The sequence below is a fragment of the Dongia deserti genome, assembly GCF_003574735.1.
Classification (GTDB): Bacteria; Pseudomonadota; Alphaproteobacteria; order Dongiales; family Dongiaceae; genus Dongia_A; species Dongia_A deserti.
In genome coordinates this window covers 176,697-193,061 of the sequence record NZ_QORW01000008.1, presented here as the reverse complement: position 1 = coordinate 193,061, position 16,365 = coordinate 176,697, and the positions used below count along the sequence as shown (strand labels likewise).

Annotated in this window: 15 protein-coding genes; 12 read left to right on the top strand and 3 right to left on the bottom strand. The window is 64.2% G+C overall.

The features are described 5' to 3' along the window. Positions 1-53: 53 nt before the first annotated feature. Positions 54-1,361, top strand: coding sequence for an esterase-like activity of phytase family protein (locus tag DTX69_RS14540; RefSeq protein WP_119302258.1), 1,308 nt, complete (start codon positions 54-56; stop codon positions 1,359-1,361). A gap of 54 nt (positions 1,362-1,415) precedes the next feature. Here DTX69_RS14540 and DTX69_RS14535 read toward each other — a convergent pair whose 3' ends face one another. After that, positions 1,416-1,778, bottom strand: coding sequence for a nuclear transport factor 2 family protein (locus tag DTX69_RS14535; RefSeq protein ID WP_119302257.1), 363 nt, complete (start codon positions 1,776-1,778; stop codon positions 1,416-1,418). A gap of 177 nt (positions 1,779-1,955) precedes the next feature. Here DTX69_RS14535 and DTX69_RS14530 point away from each other — a divergent pair, with 177 nt between their 5' ends. From DTX69_RS14530 to DTX69_RS14520, 3 genes are all read left to right on the top strand, one after another. Beyond that, on the top strand, positions 1,956-3,173 hold the full coding sequence (locus DTX69_RS14530; protein ID WP_119302256.1) for a CaiB/BaiF CoA transferase family protein: 1,218 nt from the start codon (positions 1,956-1,958) through the stop codon (positions 3,171-3,173). Positions 3,174-3,181: 8 nt separating this feature from the next. Beyond that, positions 3,182-4,198, top strand: coding sequence for an L-erythro-3,5-diaminohexanoate dehydrogenase (gene kdd / locus DTX69_RS14525; RefSeq protein WP_119302255.1), 1,017 nt, complete (start codon positions 3,182-3,184; stop codon positions 4,196-4,198). A 281-nt stretch (positions 4,199-4,479) separates the two neighbouring features. Then, on the top strand, positions 4,480-6,030 hold the full coding sequence (locus DTX69_RS14520; protein WP_119302354.1) for a B12-binding domain-containing radical SAM protein: 1,551 nt from the start codon (positions 4,480-4,482) through the stop codon (positions 6,028-6,030). Between the two features lie 6 nt (positions 6,031-6,036). Here DTX69_RS14520 and DTX69_RS14515 read toward each other — a convergent pair whose 3' ends face one another. Both DTX69_RS14515 and DTX69_RS14510 read right to left on the bottom strand, forming a co-directional pair. Continuing rightward, the gene (locus DTX69_RS14515) at positions 6,037-6,651 is read right to left on the bottom strand and encodes a LysE family translocator (protein WP_119302254.1); all 615 of its coding nucleotides are present in this window, start codon (positions 6,649-6,651) and stop codon (positions 6,037-6,039) included. A 54-nt stretch (positions 6,652-6,705) separates the two neighbouring features. Continuing rightward, the gene (locus tag DTX69_RS14510; RefSeq protein WP_119302253.1) at positions 6,706-7,353 is read right to left on the bottom strand and encodes a TetR/AcrR family transcriptional regulator; all 648 of its coding nucleotides are present in this window, start codon (positions 7,351-7,353) and stop codon (positions 6,706-6,708) included. 134 nt (positions 7,354-7,487) lie between these two features. Between DTX69_RS14510 and DTX69_RS14505 the strand changes: the two genes are divergently transcribed. The 8 genes from DTX69_RS14505 to topA all read left to right on the top strand — a co-directional run bounded on the left by DTX69_RS14505 (position 7,488) and on the right by topA (position 16,188). Next, complete coding sequence (locus DTX69_RS14505) at positions 7,488-8,117, top strand: glutathione S-transferase family protein (protein ID WP_119302252.1); 630 nt, start codon at positions 7,488-7,490, stop codon at positions 8,115-8,117. Between the two features lie 43 nt (positions 8,118-8,160). Next, positions 8,161-8,568, top strand: a complete 408-nt coding sequence (locus tag DTX69_RS14500) for a VOC family protein (protein WP_119302353.1) — start codon at positions 8,161-8,163, stop codon at positions 8,566-8,568. Between the two features lie 203 nt (positions 8,569-8,771). Further along, a complete protein-coding gene (locus DTX69_RS14495) occupies positions 8,772-9,734 on the top strand; it encodes an aspartate carbamoyltransferase catalytic subunit (protein WP_119302251.1) in 963 nt (320 codons plus the stop codon). Beyond that, the gene (locus DTX69_RS14490) at positions 9,731-11,074 is read left to right on the top strand and encodes a dihydroorotase (protein WP_119302250.1); all 1,344 of its coding nucleotides are present in this window, start codon (positions 9,731-9,733) and stop codon (positions 11,072-11,074) included. The genes DTX69_RS14495 and DTX69_RS14490 overlap by 4 nt, the downstream gene beginning before the upstream one ends. After that, positions 11,071-11,682 (top strand): glycerol-3-phosphate 1-O-acyltransferase PlsY, encoded by a 612-nt coding sequence (gene plsY / locus DTX69_RS14485; RefSeq protein ID WP_119302249.1) that lies wholly within the window; start codon positions 11,071-11,073, stop codon positions 11,680-11,682. The genes DTX69_RS14490 and plsY overlap by 4 nt, the downstream gene beginning before the upstream one ends. 134 nt (positions 11,683-11,816) lie before the next feature. Beyond that, complete coding sequence (locus DTX69_RS14480; protein WP_119302248.1) at positions 11,817-12,194, top strand: rhodanese-like domain-containing protein; 378 nt, start codon at positions 11,817-11,819, stop codon at positions 12,192-12,194. Between the two features lie 49 nt (positions 12,195-12,243). After that, positions 12,244-13,383, top strand: coding sequence for a DNA-processing protein DprA (gene dprA / locus DTX69_RS14475; protein WP_119302247.1), 1,140 nt, complete (start codon positions 12,244-12,246; stop codon positions 13,381-13,383). 45 nt (positions 13,384-13,428) lie between these two features. Continuing rightward, entirely contained in the window at positions 13,429-16,188 is a 2,760-nt protein-coding gene (topA, locus tag DTX69_RS14470) for a type I DNA topoisomerase (protein WP_284735771.1), read from the top strand. Positions 16,189-16,365: the final 177 nt, after the last annotated feature.

Genomic DNA, 16,365 nt, shown 5'->3' with positions numbered 1-16,365 from the left:
TGTCATCAGAGCGGCCTAACCCTCCTCCGCTGGTTTCCAACAAGGAGGGTAAGATGGGGAATGTGCGTTGTGGCCTGCTGATGGCGACGGCATTGCTGGCATGCGCTGGGGTGGCGCGCGCTGACGAATCTGTGAAGGTGCTGGAAAGCATGGATGCGAAGCTGCAATTGGGCCAGGTCACGTTCGCCGGCGGCAAGAGCCTGGATCTGACGATCGGCATCGGCAGCGCTCTGTTCCACATGCCGGGCGATCCGGCGGATGAATTCTATGCCCTGACAGATCGCGGCCCGAACATCGATTGCGCCGATTCGGAGAAGATCGCCGGCATGTTGCTCGACCAAGCCTGCGGCGGCGATGAAAAGGCCAAGCTGTTTCCCCGTCCGGATTTCGTGCCCTCGATCGTGAAGGTGAAGCTGAACCAGAATGGCACCTTCGTCACGACCGGATGGATTCCCCTCAGGGATGCGGCGGGCAAGACGATTACCGGCTTGAGCAATCCCTTGAAGGCCACGAAGACCGAAGCCGCCTATGACAAGGATGGCAAGCAGATGCCGTTCGATCCCAACGGTCTCGACACGGAAGGGCTCGTACGGCTGAAGGACGGCACGTTCTGGATCGGCGAGGAATATGGGCCGGGCCTCGTGCACGTCGCCGCCGACGGCAAGATCATCGAGCGGCTGGTGCCGGCCGGCCTCGAAGGCGATCTCAGCGATGCGACCTACACAGTGACGGGCTCTCTGCCTGCCATCCTCATGAAGCGCCATCTCAATCGCGGCATCGAAGGCATCGCCGTTGCGCCGGATGAATCGGCGCTCTACACGATCGTGCAGAACCCGCTCGCGAACCCCGATGCCAATGCGTACAAGGCAGCCGTGGCGACGCGCATCCTGAAGCTGGATCTCAAGACCCGGCAGGTGGTCGGCGAGTATGTCTACACGTTGGACCCAGCCGAGAGCTTCAAGCGCGATAAGTCGGACAAGCAGAGCGACGTGCGCATCAGCGAGCTCGTTGCCGTCGGCATCGACAAGCTGATCGTGCTGGAACGCATCTCCAAGACCACCAAGCTGCAGGCGGTCGACCTTTCCGGCGCGACCAACATCCTACGCAGCGATTGGGACAAGATCGAGACTTCACCGAGCCTGGAGCAACTGACGGCGGCCGACCTGTCCGCGAAGGGCGTTACGCCGGTGAGCAAGAAGCTGTGGCTGGACAGCAGCGACTATGCGGAGCTGCCGTCGAAGATCGAGGGCGTTGCGATCGTCGATGGCAAGGAACTCGTCCTCATCAACGATGACGATTTCGGCATCGAAGGCGCCAAGACCCGCATCGTGCGCCTCACCATGCCAAGGGCGGCGTTCTGAACGTAGCCAACCGGAGGCACCTTCCCCTCTTGCTTGGGGAAGGTGCCCGCATGGTCAGGCTTCAAGGTAGCAGAAGCGTTCCTCGACGATCTTTCCGTCCTTGACCGTATAGATGCCGACTTCATCCATCATCATGCGCTGACCGCTCTCTTTCGCCGTTACGTCTATCGTGAACCGGACGACGAACTGGTCACCGTTGACGTACGGACCTTCCACCGTGCCGCCATGAACCTCATGGTTGGCCTGCCACCAATCGCCCTTCGCCTTGACACTAGCCTTGCCGCGGCAGACCGCCATCGGTCCCTCCATGGCCTCATAGCTCACGATATCGTCCGCATTGTATTTCGCGGCAGCGCCGTCGTGATCGTGTCGCTTGAGCATGCTGGTAAAATCCCGGGCGAGTTCGAGTGTTGTCATGGTCTGGCTCCTTGATTAAGCGGGAAGGCGGCACGGACCATATCACTCGCCACTGACGCCTATAGACAGCTGCGTGTCATCGCCCAGCCGAGCCGTCCGGCGTCGGCCCCCTTGATTTTGCTTAGCCGCCCCTAGAGAGTGCAGGGGACTTTCCCGCACACTCTCAAGGGGCATGACATGTCGGGACCATTGTCCGGCATCCGCGTTTTTGACCTGAGCCGCATCTTGGCCGGCCCGACCGGCACACAAATTCTCGGCGACCTTGGCGCCGACGTGATCAAGATCGAGCGGCCCGGCCAGGGCGACGATACGCGCAAGTGGGGCCCGCCCTTCGTGCAGGATGCGGCCGGCCATGATACCAGCGAAAGCGCCTATTATCTCGCGGTCAACCGCAACAAGCGGTCGGTCACGCTCGACATCGCGCAGCCCGAGGGACAGGCGATCGCGAAGCTGCTGATCGCGCGCTGCGACGTGTTCGTGGAGAATTTCAAGGTCGGCGACATGGCGCGCTACAATCTCGCCTACGAGCAGATCAAATACGACTTTCCGCGCCTGATCTATTGCTCGATCACCGGCTTCGGCCAGAGCGGACCCTATGCGCCGCGCGCCGGCTACGATTTCCTGGCGCAGGGCATGGGCGGTATCATGTCGGTGACCGGCGACCCATCAACCCCGCCACAGAAGGTCGGAGTCGCGGTCACGGACATCATCTGCGGCATCTACTCCGTGATCGGCATCCTGGCCGCGCTGCAGCACCGGCACCTGACCGGGCGCGGCCAGCTGGTCGACATGGCACTGCTTGACACGCAGGTGAGCTGGCTCGCCAACATCGGGCTGCAATACCTGACGTCGGGTCAGGTGCCGAAGCGCCTGGGCAACGAGCATCCCAGCATCGTGCCTTATTCGGTCGTGCCCTGCTCCGATGGCTTCTTCATTCTGGCAGTCGGCAATGACAGCCAGTTCGAGAAGTTCGCCAAGTTCGCCGGCAAGCCGGAATGGGCGGCGGACGGCAAGTTCAAGACCAACCCCGCGCGCGTGAAGAACCGTGTCGAGCTCTATCGCCTGATCCACGAAGTCACGTCGCAGAAATCCCAGGCCTATTGGTACGAAGGCCTGACCGATCTCGGCGTGCCGTGCGGCCCGGTCAACAATGTCGATCAGGTGTTCCAGGATCCGCAGGTGCTGTTCCGGGGCATGAAGGTCTCGATGCCGCATCCGCTCTCCGGTCAAGGCACCGTCGATCTGATCGGCAGCCCGATCAAGCTGTCGGAGACGCCGGTCGACTATCACCTGCCGCCGCCGACCTGCGGCCAGCATACCGAGGACGTGCTGCGCGAGATGCTGCACCTGCGCGACGACGAGATCACCGCGCTGCGTGCGAAGAAGGTGATCTGAGGCGCGCGTTGCCTGCGCCCTGCCCCTTCGGATCGCATCGCGCCGGCGGCGGACTGCCGCAATCGGCCGAGCGGCTGGACGCTTCTTTGCCGATCCGCTGCAATGAACTGCTGATCGCTATTGAGCATCTTCACCTCGACTCTTCCTCGATGCGGCAGATCGGTGAGAGCTGCGGGCACGACGATGAGCGCATGCGCGCGCAGATCGCGGAGATCGTGCGCACGCGCGGCAAGATGCACAATCCGGTCACGGGTTCCGGCGGCGTGCTGGTCGGGCGCATCAGCGAGATCGGGCCCGATTTTCCCGTGCGGGACATCGCGGTCGGCGATGTCATCTGCACGCTGGTCTCGCTCACCTTGACGCCGTTGCACCTGCACAAGATCGGAACGATCGATGAGAGGTCGGCGCGGGTGGAGGCCGAGGGACACGCGATCCTGTTCGCGAGCGGGCTCTACACCAAGCTGCCGAGCGACATTCCCCAGAATGCCGCAATGGCGCTGTGCGACGTTGCAGGCGCGCCAGGCCACGTCGCGAAGTTGGCGCAGCCGGACCAGACCATCTGCGTGCTGGGGTGTGGCCGGGCCGGCCTGCTGTCCTTGTGCGCGGCGCGCCAGGCGATGGGTCGGGATGGTCTGCTGATCGGCCTTGATGCGAGCAGGAACGCGCTCAATCGCGCGAATTCGCTCCATGTCGCCGACGCACTGCCAGAAGTCGATCTGCGTGATGCGCTGGCGACGCACCAGGCAGTCGCCCGTGCGACCGATGGACGGCTGGCGGACCTGACCATCGTGACGACCAATGTGCCCGGATGCGAGGGTGGCGCGATCCTCGCGACACGTCCGAAAGGTCGCGTCCTCTTTTTCAGCATGGCGACCTCTTTCACTGCGGCCGCCCTGACTGCGGAGGGCGTCGGGCGCGACGTCGAGATGATCATCGGGAACGGCTACACCGACGGCTGGGTCGAGACCGCATTCTCGCTTTACCGGTCCAACCCGACGCTCACCGCCGCCTTCCAGCAGCTCTAGCGTTCCGCGAAGGTTCTCGCGAAAGCCTCGGCAATCCGCTGCGGCGCCGTAGCGCGCACACGATGTCGGCGACCCTTCGAGGTTGCTGCGCGTCAGGTCCAAGGAAGCTGCATTTGAAATGTGACAACGGGCCCGCGCCCGTGACAAAGCTGTGGGAGATTGCGCCAGCATGGACTGTCTGCCTTGCGACGACGCGGAACTGGCACCTATCTACCTGTTTCATCGACTTGGCACCGAATAGCCCCGTCATCTTCGCGTTCAGTGTGTTCAAAGGGCAAGTCTTGCGCAAACTTCGGGTTACCGTTCTCGACCTCGTGACCAAGGGGCCGACGCGACGGCTCTTCAACCGCATCATGAATGCCAACCTCGCGAGCATCATGCCGCAGGCAATTGCCGTGTGGTGCGAGGAGCTTGGTCACGATGTGCGGTTCATCTGCTACACCGGCGTCGAGGATCTGACGAGCGAGGTGCTGCATGAAACCGACGTGCTGTTCGTCGGGGCGTTCACGCGCTCTGCGCAGACCGCCTACGCCATCAGCAACCTGCATCGGCGCAGCGGTGCGGTGACCGTCCTGGGTGGACCGCATGCCCGCTCCTATCCGCAGAACGCCGCCAGGTACTTCGACTACGTGCTCGGCTTTACCGACAAGCATATCGTTGAGGACGTCCTTCGCGATCCAGCGCCGCAGCGACCCTTGGGGCTGCAGCTGAGCGCCAAACGGCAGCCGGCGACCGTTCCAGGCCTGCGCGAGCGCTGGAAGTTCATCGAACCGACCATTGCCAAATCGCCATTCTTCAAGATGGTGCCAATGGTTGGTAGCTTGGGATGTCCCTATACCTGCAGCTTCTGCATCGACTCGGTGGTGCCCTATCAGCCTCTGCCTTTCGATCAGATCCGCGATGATCTGCGTTTCCTGCTCGGCAAGTTCAGGCGCCCGCGTGTTTCCTGGCACGACCCGAACTTTGGCGTGCGCTTCGATGACTATATGAACGTCATCGAGGAGGTCGTGCCATCCCGGCGCATGCGGTTTGTCGCAGAGAGCAGCCTGTCGCTGTTGTCGGAGGCGCATGTGAAGCGCCTGGCTCGCAACGGATTCGACGCGCTGCTTCCGGGCATCGAATCCTGGTACGACCTCGGCAACAAGTCGAAGACCGGTATCGCGACCGGCGAGGCCAAGGTCCGTCGCGTGGCCGACCACGTGAACATGATCTTGCGGCACGTGCCTTACGTGCAGACCAACTTCGTGCTGGGACTGGATTGCGACAGCGGCCCGGAGCCGTTCGAGCTGACCAAGCAGTTTGTTGATCTGGCGCCCGGTGCGTATCCGGCGTTCTCACTGCTCACGTGTTACGGTCAGGCAGCTCCGCTCAACCTCGACCTTCAACGAGCGGGTCGCGTGCTGCCGTTCCCGTTCCACTTTCTCGACAGCAATCATGCAATGAACGTGCGGCCGCTCAATTACACCTGGCCGGAGTTCTACGACTACGCGGTTGATCTGACGCGCTACGCACTGTCCGGCGCTCGGGTACGCCGGCGCTTCTTGGCCAATCGTGGTGTCAACACGCGCTTTCTCAACGGCGTGCGCGCTGTCAGCTCGGGCCGGGCCGCGTGGCAAGCGAAGATCCGCCGCTTGCTTGACAAGGACGTCCCGATTCGCCGTTTCTTCGAGGGCGAAAGCGACGAACTGCCCCAGTTCTATGCAAACCGCGTGCGCGAGAGCCTAGGGCCGTTGTGGAAGGCGCTGCCCGAGGGCGCGCTCATGCATGACCAGAATGCGTATCTCAAGAGCCAAGGTGGAGTGCCGGCAAGGTCGCGCCGGGCGGCAGAGTAGGAGAACCTACGGGCGTTCGGCAAATGCCAGCTTCGCACCGAGCGCGGCGAAGGCCGCGGCGAAGCTGCGGCGCATCCAGGTCAGCACGCGCGGGCGGGAGATGATCTGGTTGCGCACCGCGGCGGCGAACAGGCCGTAGATCGCAAACACCACCAGCGTCATCAGCATGAAGATTCCGCTCAGCTCCAGCATGCGCGCGAGCGGCCGGGCCTCATCTGCGCTCACGAACTGGGGCAGGAAGGCGAAGAAAAAGATCGAGAGCTTCGGATTGAGGATGTTGATCAGGATGGCGGAGATGATGACTTGGGTCGCCGATTTCGCGTCGACTTCGCTCTCCACCCGCAAGGCGCCACGCTCCCGAAGCGCATTCCAGGCCATGTAGAGCAGATAGGCGACACCGAGATACTTGAGCGTCTGGAAGGCAAGCGCGCTGGTATGCAGCAGAGCCGCAAGGCCCATGATGGCGGCCGCCATGTGCGGCACGATCCCGAGCGTGCAGCCGACCGCCGCCACCACGCTGGCGCGCGAGCCGCGCGAAAGGCCGGCCGCTAGCGTATAGAGCACCCCGGTGCCAGGAGATGCGACGATGATCAGGGATGTGATCAGGAAATCGATGCTCATCCGCCCCCTCCCATGCGCTGAAGGCGCTCAGCTTATCCGGAGCCGCGCTGCTGTCTAGAGCCCCTTCTCCACCATCGCGACGACACGGGCGCCGATCGCATCGATGTCGCTGCGCGGCACGGTATGCAGCGGGCCGTTGATCACCAGCATGGCAAAGCCGTGGACGGAGGACCAGGCGAGGAACTCCGCGCCTGGCCGCCGCTCCAGCGGCAGCAGACCGGCTGCGGTGAGGTCGTCCAGGGCGGCACCCAGGAGTTCGAGGGGATCCAGCCCGCTCGCGCCCTTCCGCGCAGGATCACGAGTGAAGCCCAACGGTTCGGGTGCGGCGAATGCGGTGCGGAACAATCCCGTCTCTGTAAAGGCGAAGCGCAGGTAGCCGGTCCCGACAGCACGGAGCTTGGCGCGGGCAGCTTCCCCGGCGGATTTGCCGCGCCGAACCTTGGCGATCTCTGCTTCCATCGTCTTCGCCAACTCCGACAAGGCCGCAGAGCGCACCGCTTCCAGCAGATCCTGTCGGCTGGCGAAGTGCCGATAGGCAGCGTTCGGCACCACGCCGGCCCGCCGCGTCGCCTCGCGCAGCACGATCGCGCTGGGCCCGCCCGCGCGCGCCAGGGCGATCCCAGCTTCCAGCAGCGCCCGACGCAAGTCACCGTGGCGATAGGTCGTGCGTGCTGGCGTTTTGGATCGCAATTTTTTTGTCATGCCCAGATCTCGATTCAGAATGTGGACAGCGTCCATTTTCTCTGCTAGCGTATGTGGACGGTGTATACATACCGTAACAAGCGCTCCCGCGCACGGGTTATCAGCGAAGGGAGTGGCATTATCTGGAGGAACCAATGATGAAGCTTTATGGCTTCGGCCCCACCCGGTCGCTGCGCGCGATCTGGGGCCTCAAGGAATTGGGTGTGGAGTTCGAGTTCATTCCGGTCAATCTCCAGGCCGGTGAACACCAACGGCCGGATTTCCTCGCGCTCAACCCCGCGGGAAAGGTGCCGGTGCTGGTCGACGGCGACTTGGTGCTGACGGAATCGGCGGCGATCGTCCTGTACCTGGCCGAGAAATATCCCGAGAAAGGGCTGATGCCGACCAGACTACAGGAGCGGGGCCAGGTCTATCGCTGGGTCATGTTCGCCATGACCGAGCTCGAGCAGCCGCTGTGGCGGATCACCAAGCACACGTTCCTCTTTCCCGAACACAAGCGGATACCTCAGGACGTTGATCTCGCCCGCGAGGAGTTCACGGCCATGGCGTCCGTGCTCGAACGTCATATGAACGGACGTCAGTTCATCGTCGGGGATCGCATCACGGCTGCCGATTGCGTCACGGCTTACCTGATGGACTGGGCGAACGAGCAACAGCTGCTCGAAGTTCTCCCAAACCTGAAGGCTTACCTGCAGCGGATGTATCAGCGTTCCACCGCCCCTCAGCGGATTGCCGAGGCGTTCGCCAGCATCCGGGCAGCGTAGCGGAACGCGACAAGTCTAATACTTCCAAGTGGAGACGACCGTCATGAAAGTCCAACCCTACGTGTTTTTCGACGGCAAGTGCGAGGAAGCGCTAGAGTTCTACAAGCGCGCGATCGGAGCCAAGGTGAATGCGCTGATGCGCTTCAGCGAGGCACCCGACCAGTCTCAGGTCAAGCCGGAGAGCAAGAGCAAGGTCATGCACTCCGCCTTCCAGATCGGCGAGACGGAGATCCTGGCATCGGACGGCTACTGCTTGGGCGCGCCCGCTTTCCAGGGCTTCGCGCTCACCATTCACGCCGCCAACAGTGCCGAGGCCATGCGGCTGTTCACTGCCATCGCCGAAGGCGGCAAGATCCAGATGCCACTGGATAAGACGTTCTTCGCCGCGAGCTTCGGCATGGCGGTGGACAAGTTCGGCGTCAACTGGATGGTGATCGCCGAGAAGGCGTAACCTAACCAAGCGGTCAGCAATGGATCCCCTCCCTCAAGCTGGGGAGGGGGAAGCCGCACTTCGGTCAGAGATAGTCCTCGCTCGCTTCCCCCACCCTAGCCCGCCCCCAAGTTGGGGGCGGGGGATCAAGTCATCTTGCGGATGGATTTCCAGCCCTGCGAATCGATTGACCGGGGGCGCTTCGTGGATATGATGCGCCCCCGATGATCGGGTCGCCCAACGCCGCCAACGCGTTTTTCCCACACCGGCATCTGCTCGGTATCGAGGCGCTTTCCGCGGCGGAGATCGAGCGATTGCTCGACCTGGCGGACAGTTACGCCAATCTTCCCAAGGACGACGAGCGCGCGCGCAAGCTGCTGCGCGGCCGCACCGTCATGAACCTGTTCTTCGAGACCTCGACCCGCACCAGCACCTCATTCGAGCTGGCGGCCAAGCGGCTTGGCGCCGACGTTATCGCCATGTCGGTCGGCACCTCCTCCATCAAGAAGGGGGAGACACTGCTTGACACCGCCATGACCCTCAACGCCATGAAGCCGGACGTGATGGTGGTGCGCCACAATGAATCCGGCGCGGTCAACCTGCTGTCGCAAAAGGTGGACGGTTCGGTGATCAATGCCGGCGACGGTCGCCACGAGCATCCGACCCAGGCGCTGCTCGACGCCCTCACCATCCGCCGACGGCTCGGCAAGCTGAACGGCCTGCTGGTCGCGATCTGTGGCGACATCCTGCATAGCCGCGTCGCGCGCTCCAACATCCAGCTCCTGACCAAGATGGGCGCGTGGGTCAGGGTGATCGCACCGCTGACGCTCCTCCCCAGCAATATCGATCGCATGGGAGTCGAGGTCTTCACCGACATGAAAAAGGGGCTGAAGGACGTCGACATCGTCATGATGCTGCGCTTGCAGCTCGAGCGCATGCAGGGCGCCTACGTGCCATCGACGCGAGAGTATTTCCGGTTCTATGGGCTGGACTACGCCAAGCTGGCGCTCGCCAAGCCCGATGCGTTGATCATGCATCCCGGCCCGATGAACCGCGGTGTCGAGATCGACTCGGAAGTGGCGGACGACATCAACCGCTCCGTCATCCGCGAGCAGGTGGAGATGGGTGTGGCCGTGCGCATGGCCTGCCTCGATGCGCTCACCCGCAATCTGACGGGGAACCAATGACGCCCCCGTCCCTGCCGCCCAAGCCGCCGAAGAAGCAGGACCGCCCCCTCGCGCTGGTCAACGCGCGGCTGGTCGATCCGGCGAGCAACCGCGACGAGACCGGCGGCGTGCTGGTGGAGAACGGCGTGATCGTGGCGACCGGTGCGCAGGTGACGCGCGCCAACGTCTCTCAGGACGCGGAGATCCACGATTGCCATGGCCGCGTGCTGGCGCCGGGCTTGATCGACATGCGCGTGCAGCTGCGCGAGCCGGGCGAAGAGCACAAGGAGACGATCGAGACCGGCAGCGTGGCGGCAGCCGCGGGTGGCGTCACCTCCATGGTCTGCCTGCCCAACACCGATCCGGTGATCGATGACGTGGCGGGCATCGAGTTCATCGCGCGGCGCGCGCGGGAAGTCAGGCGCGTGAAGATCTATTGCTACGGCGCACTGACCCAGGGTTTGGAGGGTAAGGACCTCGTCGAGATGGGCCTGCTGGCAGACAGCGGCGCGCTCGGCTTTACCGACGGCCTCTACGCGGTGCGCGACGTGCAGGTGATGCGCCGCGCCCTTACCTATGCGCGCAGCTTCGATGCATTGGTGATCCAGCATCCGGAGGAGCCGGGCCTGGCCGCCGGCGGCGCGATGAACAACGGCGAGCTCTCGACGCGCCTCGGCATTCCGGGCATCCCGGCCTATGCGGAGGTGATGATGATCGAGCGCGACCTGCATCTGGTGCGCGGTTCGGGTGCGCGCTATCACGTCGCGCACGTTTCCACCGCTGCCTCTGTCGAAGCGATCCGCAAGGCGAAGCAGGAGGGCCTGCGCGTCACATGCGATACGGCGCCGCCCTATTTCTCGCTCAATGAATCCGAGATCGGCGACTACCGCACCTTTGCCAAGGTGTCGCCGCCGTTGCGCGGCGAAGCCGATCGGCGTGCGATCGCAGCCGGCCTCGCCGACGGCGTGATCGACTGCATCGCCAGTGACCACGCGCCGCACGATGTCGAAAGCAAGCGCGTGCCCTTCGCCCAGGCGGAAGCCGGCGTGATCGGCCTCGAGACGCTGCTGCCCATCGCGCTCGAGCCGTACCATAAGGGCGCCATGACCTTGCTCGCGGCTTTGCGGTGCCTCACCAGCCGGCCGGCGGACATTCTGGGCCTGCCGCAGGGCCGGCTCGCGAAGGGCGCGCCGGCGGACATGGTGCTGCTGGATATCGATCGGCCCTACCGCATCGACGTCGCGAAGTTCCGCAGCAAGTCCAAGAATTCGCCCTATGACGGCCGCCCGGTGCAGGGCCTCGTGCTCAAGACCTTCGTCGACGGTAGGGCGGTTTTCGCCCTCGAGGGAGAGCGCGCATGAACGAGTTTGGCCTTCCCCACGTTGCCGCGGCCGCCCTCGGCTACCTGCTGGGCTCGATCCCGTTCGGGTTGGTGCTGACCAAACTCGCCGGCCTGGGCGACATCCGCAACATCGGATCGGGCAATATCGGGGCGACCAATGTGCTGCGCACGGGGCGCAAGGATCTGGCGCTTGCCACCCTGCTGCTCGATGGCGGCAAGGGCGCCATCGCCGTCCTGATCGCGCGCCTTGTCAGCGAAGACCTGACGGTAATGGCCGGCGGCGCGGCGATCCTCGGCCACCTCTTCCCGGTCTGGCTCAAGTTCAAGGGCGGCAAGGGCGTTGCTACCACTCTCGGCACTCTGATCGCCGCCAACTGGATGGTCGGCATCGGCGCGTGCCTGGTGTGGCTCGCGGCGGCGGTGTTGTTCCGCTACTCCTCGCTATCGGCCTTGGCTGCAGTGGCCGCAGCGCCGTTCATCGCCCTCTGGCTCGGCACCGTGCCGCAGGCATGGCTTGCCGCCTTCGCGGCAGTGCTGGTGTGGATCCGCCATCACGAAAACATCCGCCGCCTGCTCAAAGGCGAAGAGCCGAAGATCGGCAAGAAGAAGGAAGCCCCTCAAGGCTGACGGCTGGCACGCGACTGTGACAAGTCACACATTTTCTGTTTGACTTAGCCGGCCGTCATAGGATATTGCGCGCCTTCCACGGGTGGCGCGGTTCTCGTGGCGTATGATGTTGTCAAAACGCCAAGGAGGTAGTCATGGCGCAGTCAATCATGGATCTCGTTGCGGCCGCCAAGGCCGTGGTGCCGGCAATCTCGCCGCAGGAAGCGGCACAGCTTCAGGAGAAGGGCGCGCTCATCGTCGATGTCCGCGATGCGCCGGAGCTGCAGGCGAGCGGCAAGGTGAAAGGCGCGTTGCACGTCTCGCGCGGCATGCTGGAGTTCAAGGCCGATCCCAAGTCCCCCTATCACGATCAGGCGTTCGACCCGAATAAGACAGTGATTCTTTATTGCGCATCCGGCGGGCGTTCGGCGCTCGGCGGCAAAGCCCTCAAGGATCTCGGCTTCACGGACGTGCGCAATCTGGGCGCCTTCAAGGACTGGGCCGAGAGCGGCGCCGCGGTCGAGAAAGTGTAGCGTCCCCCGGTTGGTTGCAAAACCATTGATGCTTCTCTAGCGTTGCGGCATGACGCAACGCGCGCTTACCGAACGAGAGCGCCTCGATTGCCTGCGGCTCGCGCGTAGTGAGCAGATCGGGCCTGCCAATTATCGTCGGCTGATCCGTCGCTACGGATCGGCCGGCGAAGCCTTGGCGCGGTTGCCGGAACTGGCGAAGCGTGGTGGCCGCACGCGGCCGCTGGTGGCGGCACCGGTCAAGGAGATTGAGGCGGAACTCGCGGACGCGGCGAAGCTCGGCGCACAACACCTCTTTCTCAATGAAGCCGATTACCCGGCCGCCCTCGCCGCGATCGAGGATGCACCGCCTTGCATCATCCTGCTCGGCAACGACGCCCGGCTGGCTCAGCCGTGCGTCGCGCTGGTCGGCGCGCGCAACGCGTCCGGCAACGGGCAGAAGCTGGCGCGCGATCTGGCGCAAGGGTTGGCGGCGGCCGGCTGGTGCGTTGTCTCGGGACTGGCGCGCGGGATCGACGGCGCGGCCCATCAAGGCGCCCTTGCCGCCGGACTGGACAAGGCAGGGACGATCGCCGTGGTCGCGGGCGGCGTGGACAACATCTATCCGCAGGAGAACGCCGCCTTGCGCGAGCGGATCCTGGAAGCGGGCCTCGTCGTCTCCGAGATGCCGCCGGGCTTCAAGCCCCGGGACATCCATTTCCCGCGCCGCAACCGGATCATCTCCGGCCTCTCCAAGGGCGTCGTCGTGGTGGAGGCGGCGCTGCGCTCCGGCTCGCTCATCACCGCCCGGATGGCGGGCGAACAGGGGCGCGAGGTGATGGCCGTTCCAGGCTCGCCGCTCGATCCAAGATGCCGCGGCGCCAACCGCTTGATCCGCGAGGGAGCCGCCCTAATTGAGGATGCGGACCAGATTCTGGAAATCTTAACGAGTCTGCGGCACCAATCGATCGAGGTCGACAAGCCCCTGAGCGAAATCGACCAACCCATTGATTTTACGGTAGAGCGGGATGTCGACAGAACCCGCCGCGACGTTCTGGACCGGCTTGGGCCCAGTCCCATCGCGGTTGACGAATTGCTCCGACAGTGCCAATCCTCACCGCCCGTTATCGGACAGGTGCTCCTGGAACTCGACCTCGCAGGTCGCCTGGAACGCCATCCCGGCAATCGCGTTTCGTTGCTGGCCGCTCCCTGACGTGGGGTTCAGGGGGCCGCGAGTCGCGGCTGGCGGTGCCCCAAAATGACTACAGAGAGCCGCAAGACGCAGATGAAAATCGTCGTTGTCGAATCCCCGGCAAAAGCCAAGACGATCAATAAATACCTAGGGCAGGGCTACCGGGTGCTGGCCTCGTTCGGCCACGTCCGGGACCTGCCCTCCAAGGACGGTTCGGTGCAGCCGGAGAACGACTTCCTTATGAACTGGGAGGTCGAGGGCCGTGGCCAGAAGCAGATCAGGGAAATCGCCGAGGCGGTCAAGAACGCGGACAAGCTGATCCTCGCCACCGACCCTGATCGCGAGGGCGAGGCGATCTCCTGGCACATCATCGAGGCGCTGAAGGCCCGGCGCGGTCTTGGCAAGGTCCCGTTCGAGCGGGTGGCCTTCAACGAGATCACCAAGCGCGCCGTGCTCGACGCCATCAACAACCCGCGCACGATCGACCAGGAGCTGGTCGACGCCTATCTGGCGCGCCGCGCGCTCGATTATCTGGTGGGCTTCACCTTGTCGCCGGTGCTGTGGCGCAAGCTGCCGGGCAGCCGCTCGGCCGGCCGCGTGCAATCGGTTGCGCTACGTCTGATCTGCGAGCGCGAGGCGGAGATCGAGGCCTTCAAGGCGCGAGAATACTGGACCATCGAGGTCGACTTCACCGCGCCCGACGGTACCTCGTTCACCGCGCGCCTGACCCATCTCGACGGCAAGAAGCTCGACAAGTTCGATCTGCCCGACGAGGCAGCAGCACAGGCTGCGGCGGCAAAGGTGCGCGCCGGCGCACCCTTCAAGGTCTCCAATGTCGAACGCAAGTCGGTCAAGCGGCACCCCTTCCCGCCCTTCACCACCTCAACCCTGCAGCAGGAGGCCTCGCGCAAGCTGGGCTTCGGCGCGACCCACACCATGCGCATCGCGCAGCGGCTGTATGAAGGCGTGGATATAGAGGGCGAGACGGTCGGCATCATCACCTATATGCGAACCGACGGCGTCGCTTTGGCGCAGGATGCCATCGCCGCCAGCCGCAAGCTGATCGCCGAGCAATACGGCAAGGAGTTCCTGCCTGACGCGCCGCGCATCTATAAGAGCACGGCGAAGAACGCGCAGGAGGCGCACGAGGCCATCCGCCCGACGGACTTGTTCCGCCGGCCGGACCGCATCCGCCGCTACCTGCGCGAGGATGAGGCCGCCCTCTACGACCTGATCTGGAAGCGCACCGTCGCGAGCCAGATGGAAAGCGCGGAACTGGACCAGGTCTCGATCGACATCGAGAGTGCCGACCGCAAGGTCACGCTGCGCACCACCGGCTCGGTGGTGAAGTTCGCAGGATTCCTGTCGGTCTATCAGGAAGGCCGCGACGATCCGGTCGACGAGGACGACAGCGGCCGGCGCCTGCCCGACCTGAAGGCGAACGACAACGTCAAAGCCGGCACCGTCAAGCCGGAACAGCATTTCACCCAACCGCCGCCGCGCTACAGCGAAGCGAGCCTGATCAAGCGATTGGAAGAACTCGGCATCGGCCGGCCCTCGACCTACACCTCGATCCTCCAGACGCTGGAGGACCGCAGCTACGTGCGGTTGGAGAAGAAGCGCCTGATTCCCGAGGATCGCGGCCGCATCGTCACGGCCTTCCTAACCAACTTCTTCGATCGCTACGTCGAATACGGTTTCACCGCCGACCTCGAGGAGAAGCTCGACGATATTTCCGGCGGCCGCGCGCAATGGAAGGAAGTGCTGCGCGATTTCTGGCTCGACTTCAGCCGCCTGCATCAGCCGGCCAACGACGATGATGATGGCAAGCTGCCCTCGATGGACGATGCGGTCAGCTTCCTGGATTCCGGCATTGGCAAGCGCTCGGTGGTGATCGACACGCTGAACGAGGCGCTGGCGCCGCACTTCTTCCCGCCGACCGAGGATGGGCGCGACACGCGCGTCTGCCCGGCCTGCAAGAACGGCCAGCTCGGCATCAAGCTCGGCAAGACCGGCGCCTTCATCGGCTGCAGCAACTATCCGGAATGCCGCTACACACGCCCGCTCGCGGTCGCCAATGGCGAGGAGAGCGAGCAGGTCGGGCCGCTCGAAGTCGGCGTGGATCCGAAGACCGGCAAGAACGTGACGTTGCGCAAGGGCCCTTACGGGCACTATGTGCAGCTGGATGAAGAAGGCGACGAGAAGCCCAAGCGAGTCTCTCTGCCGCGCGGCGTGACGCCGGATCAGATAACACTCGACGTGGCGCTCGGCCTGCTGTCGCTGCCGCGGGTCGTCGGCGATCATCCGGAAACCAAGAAGCCGATCATGGCCGGCATCGGCCGCTTCGGTCCCTACCTACAGCACGACGGCAAGTACAAATCGATCCCCAAGGATGACGACGTGCTGACCATCGGCCTCAACCGCGCGGTCGATCTGCTGGCCCAGGAGAGCAAGGGCCGCGGCCGCGGTGCGCCGGTTCCCGGCAAGCCCATCGGCAATCACCCGGAAGACAACCAGCCGGTCACCCTGCATGACGGCCGCTACGGTCCCTACGTGAAGTGGGGCAAGATCAACGCCACGATCCCGAAGGGCATTGCGCCGGAATCGCTCACCCTGGACCAGGCCGTCGGCCTGATCGCCGAACGCGCCGCCAAGTCCGGCGGCGGCCGGGTCAAGAAGGCGACGAAGAAGGCAGCCAAGAAAGCCGAGCCCAAGCAGGAGCTGAGCGAACCCGCACCCAAGGCGGTGAAGCCGAAGGTCGCGAAGAAGGCTGCCGCCAAGACGCCGAAAGCTGCGAAGAAGGCAGCCAAGAAGAGCGCGGAATAGCGCGGCCCGACCTCCTCAACAGCTGTCATCCCGGACGCGTCGCGAAGCGGCGCGATCCGGGACCCATGCGGCCTCGCGGCAATGCCGCATAGGCCCCGGCTCTCGCTTTCGCTCGGCTGGGATGACAGGTGTGGGCGCCGCTCTGTATGATCGGGCACCAGAAGAAAGCGCGAGTCC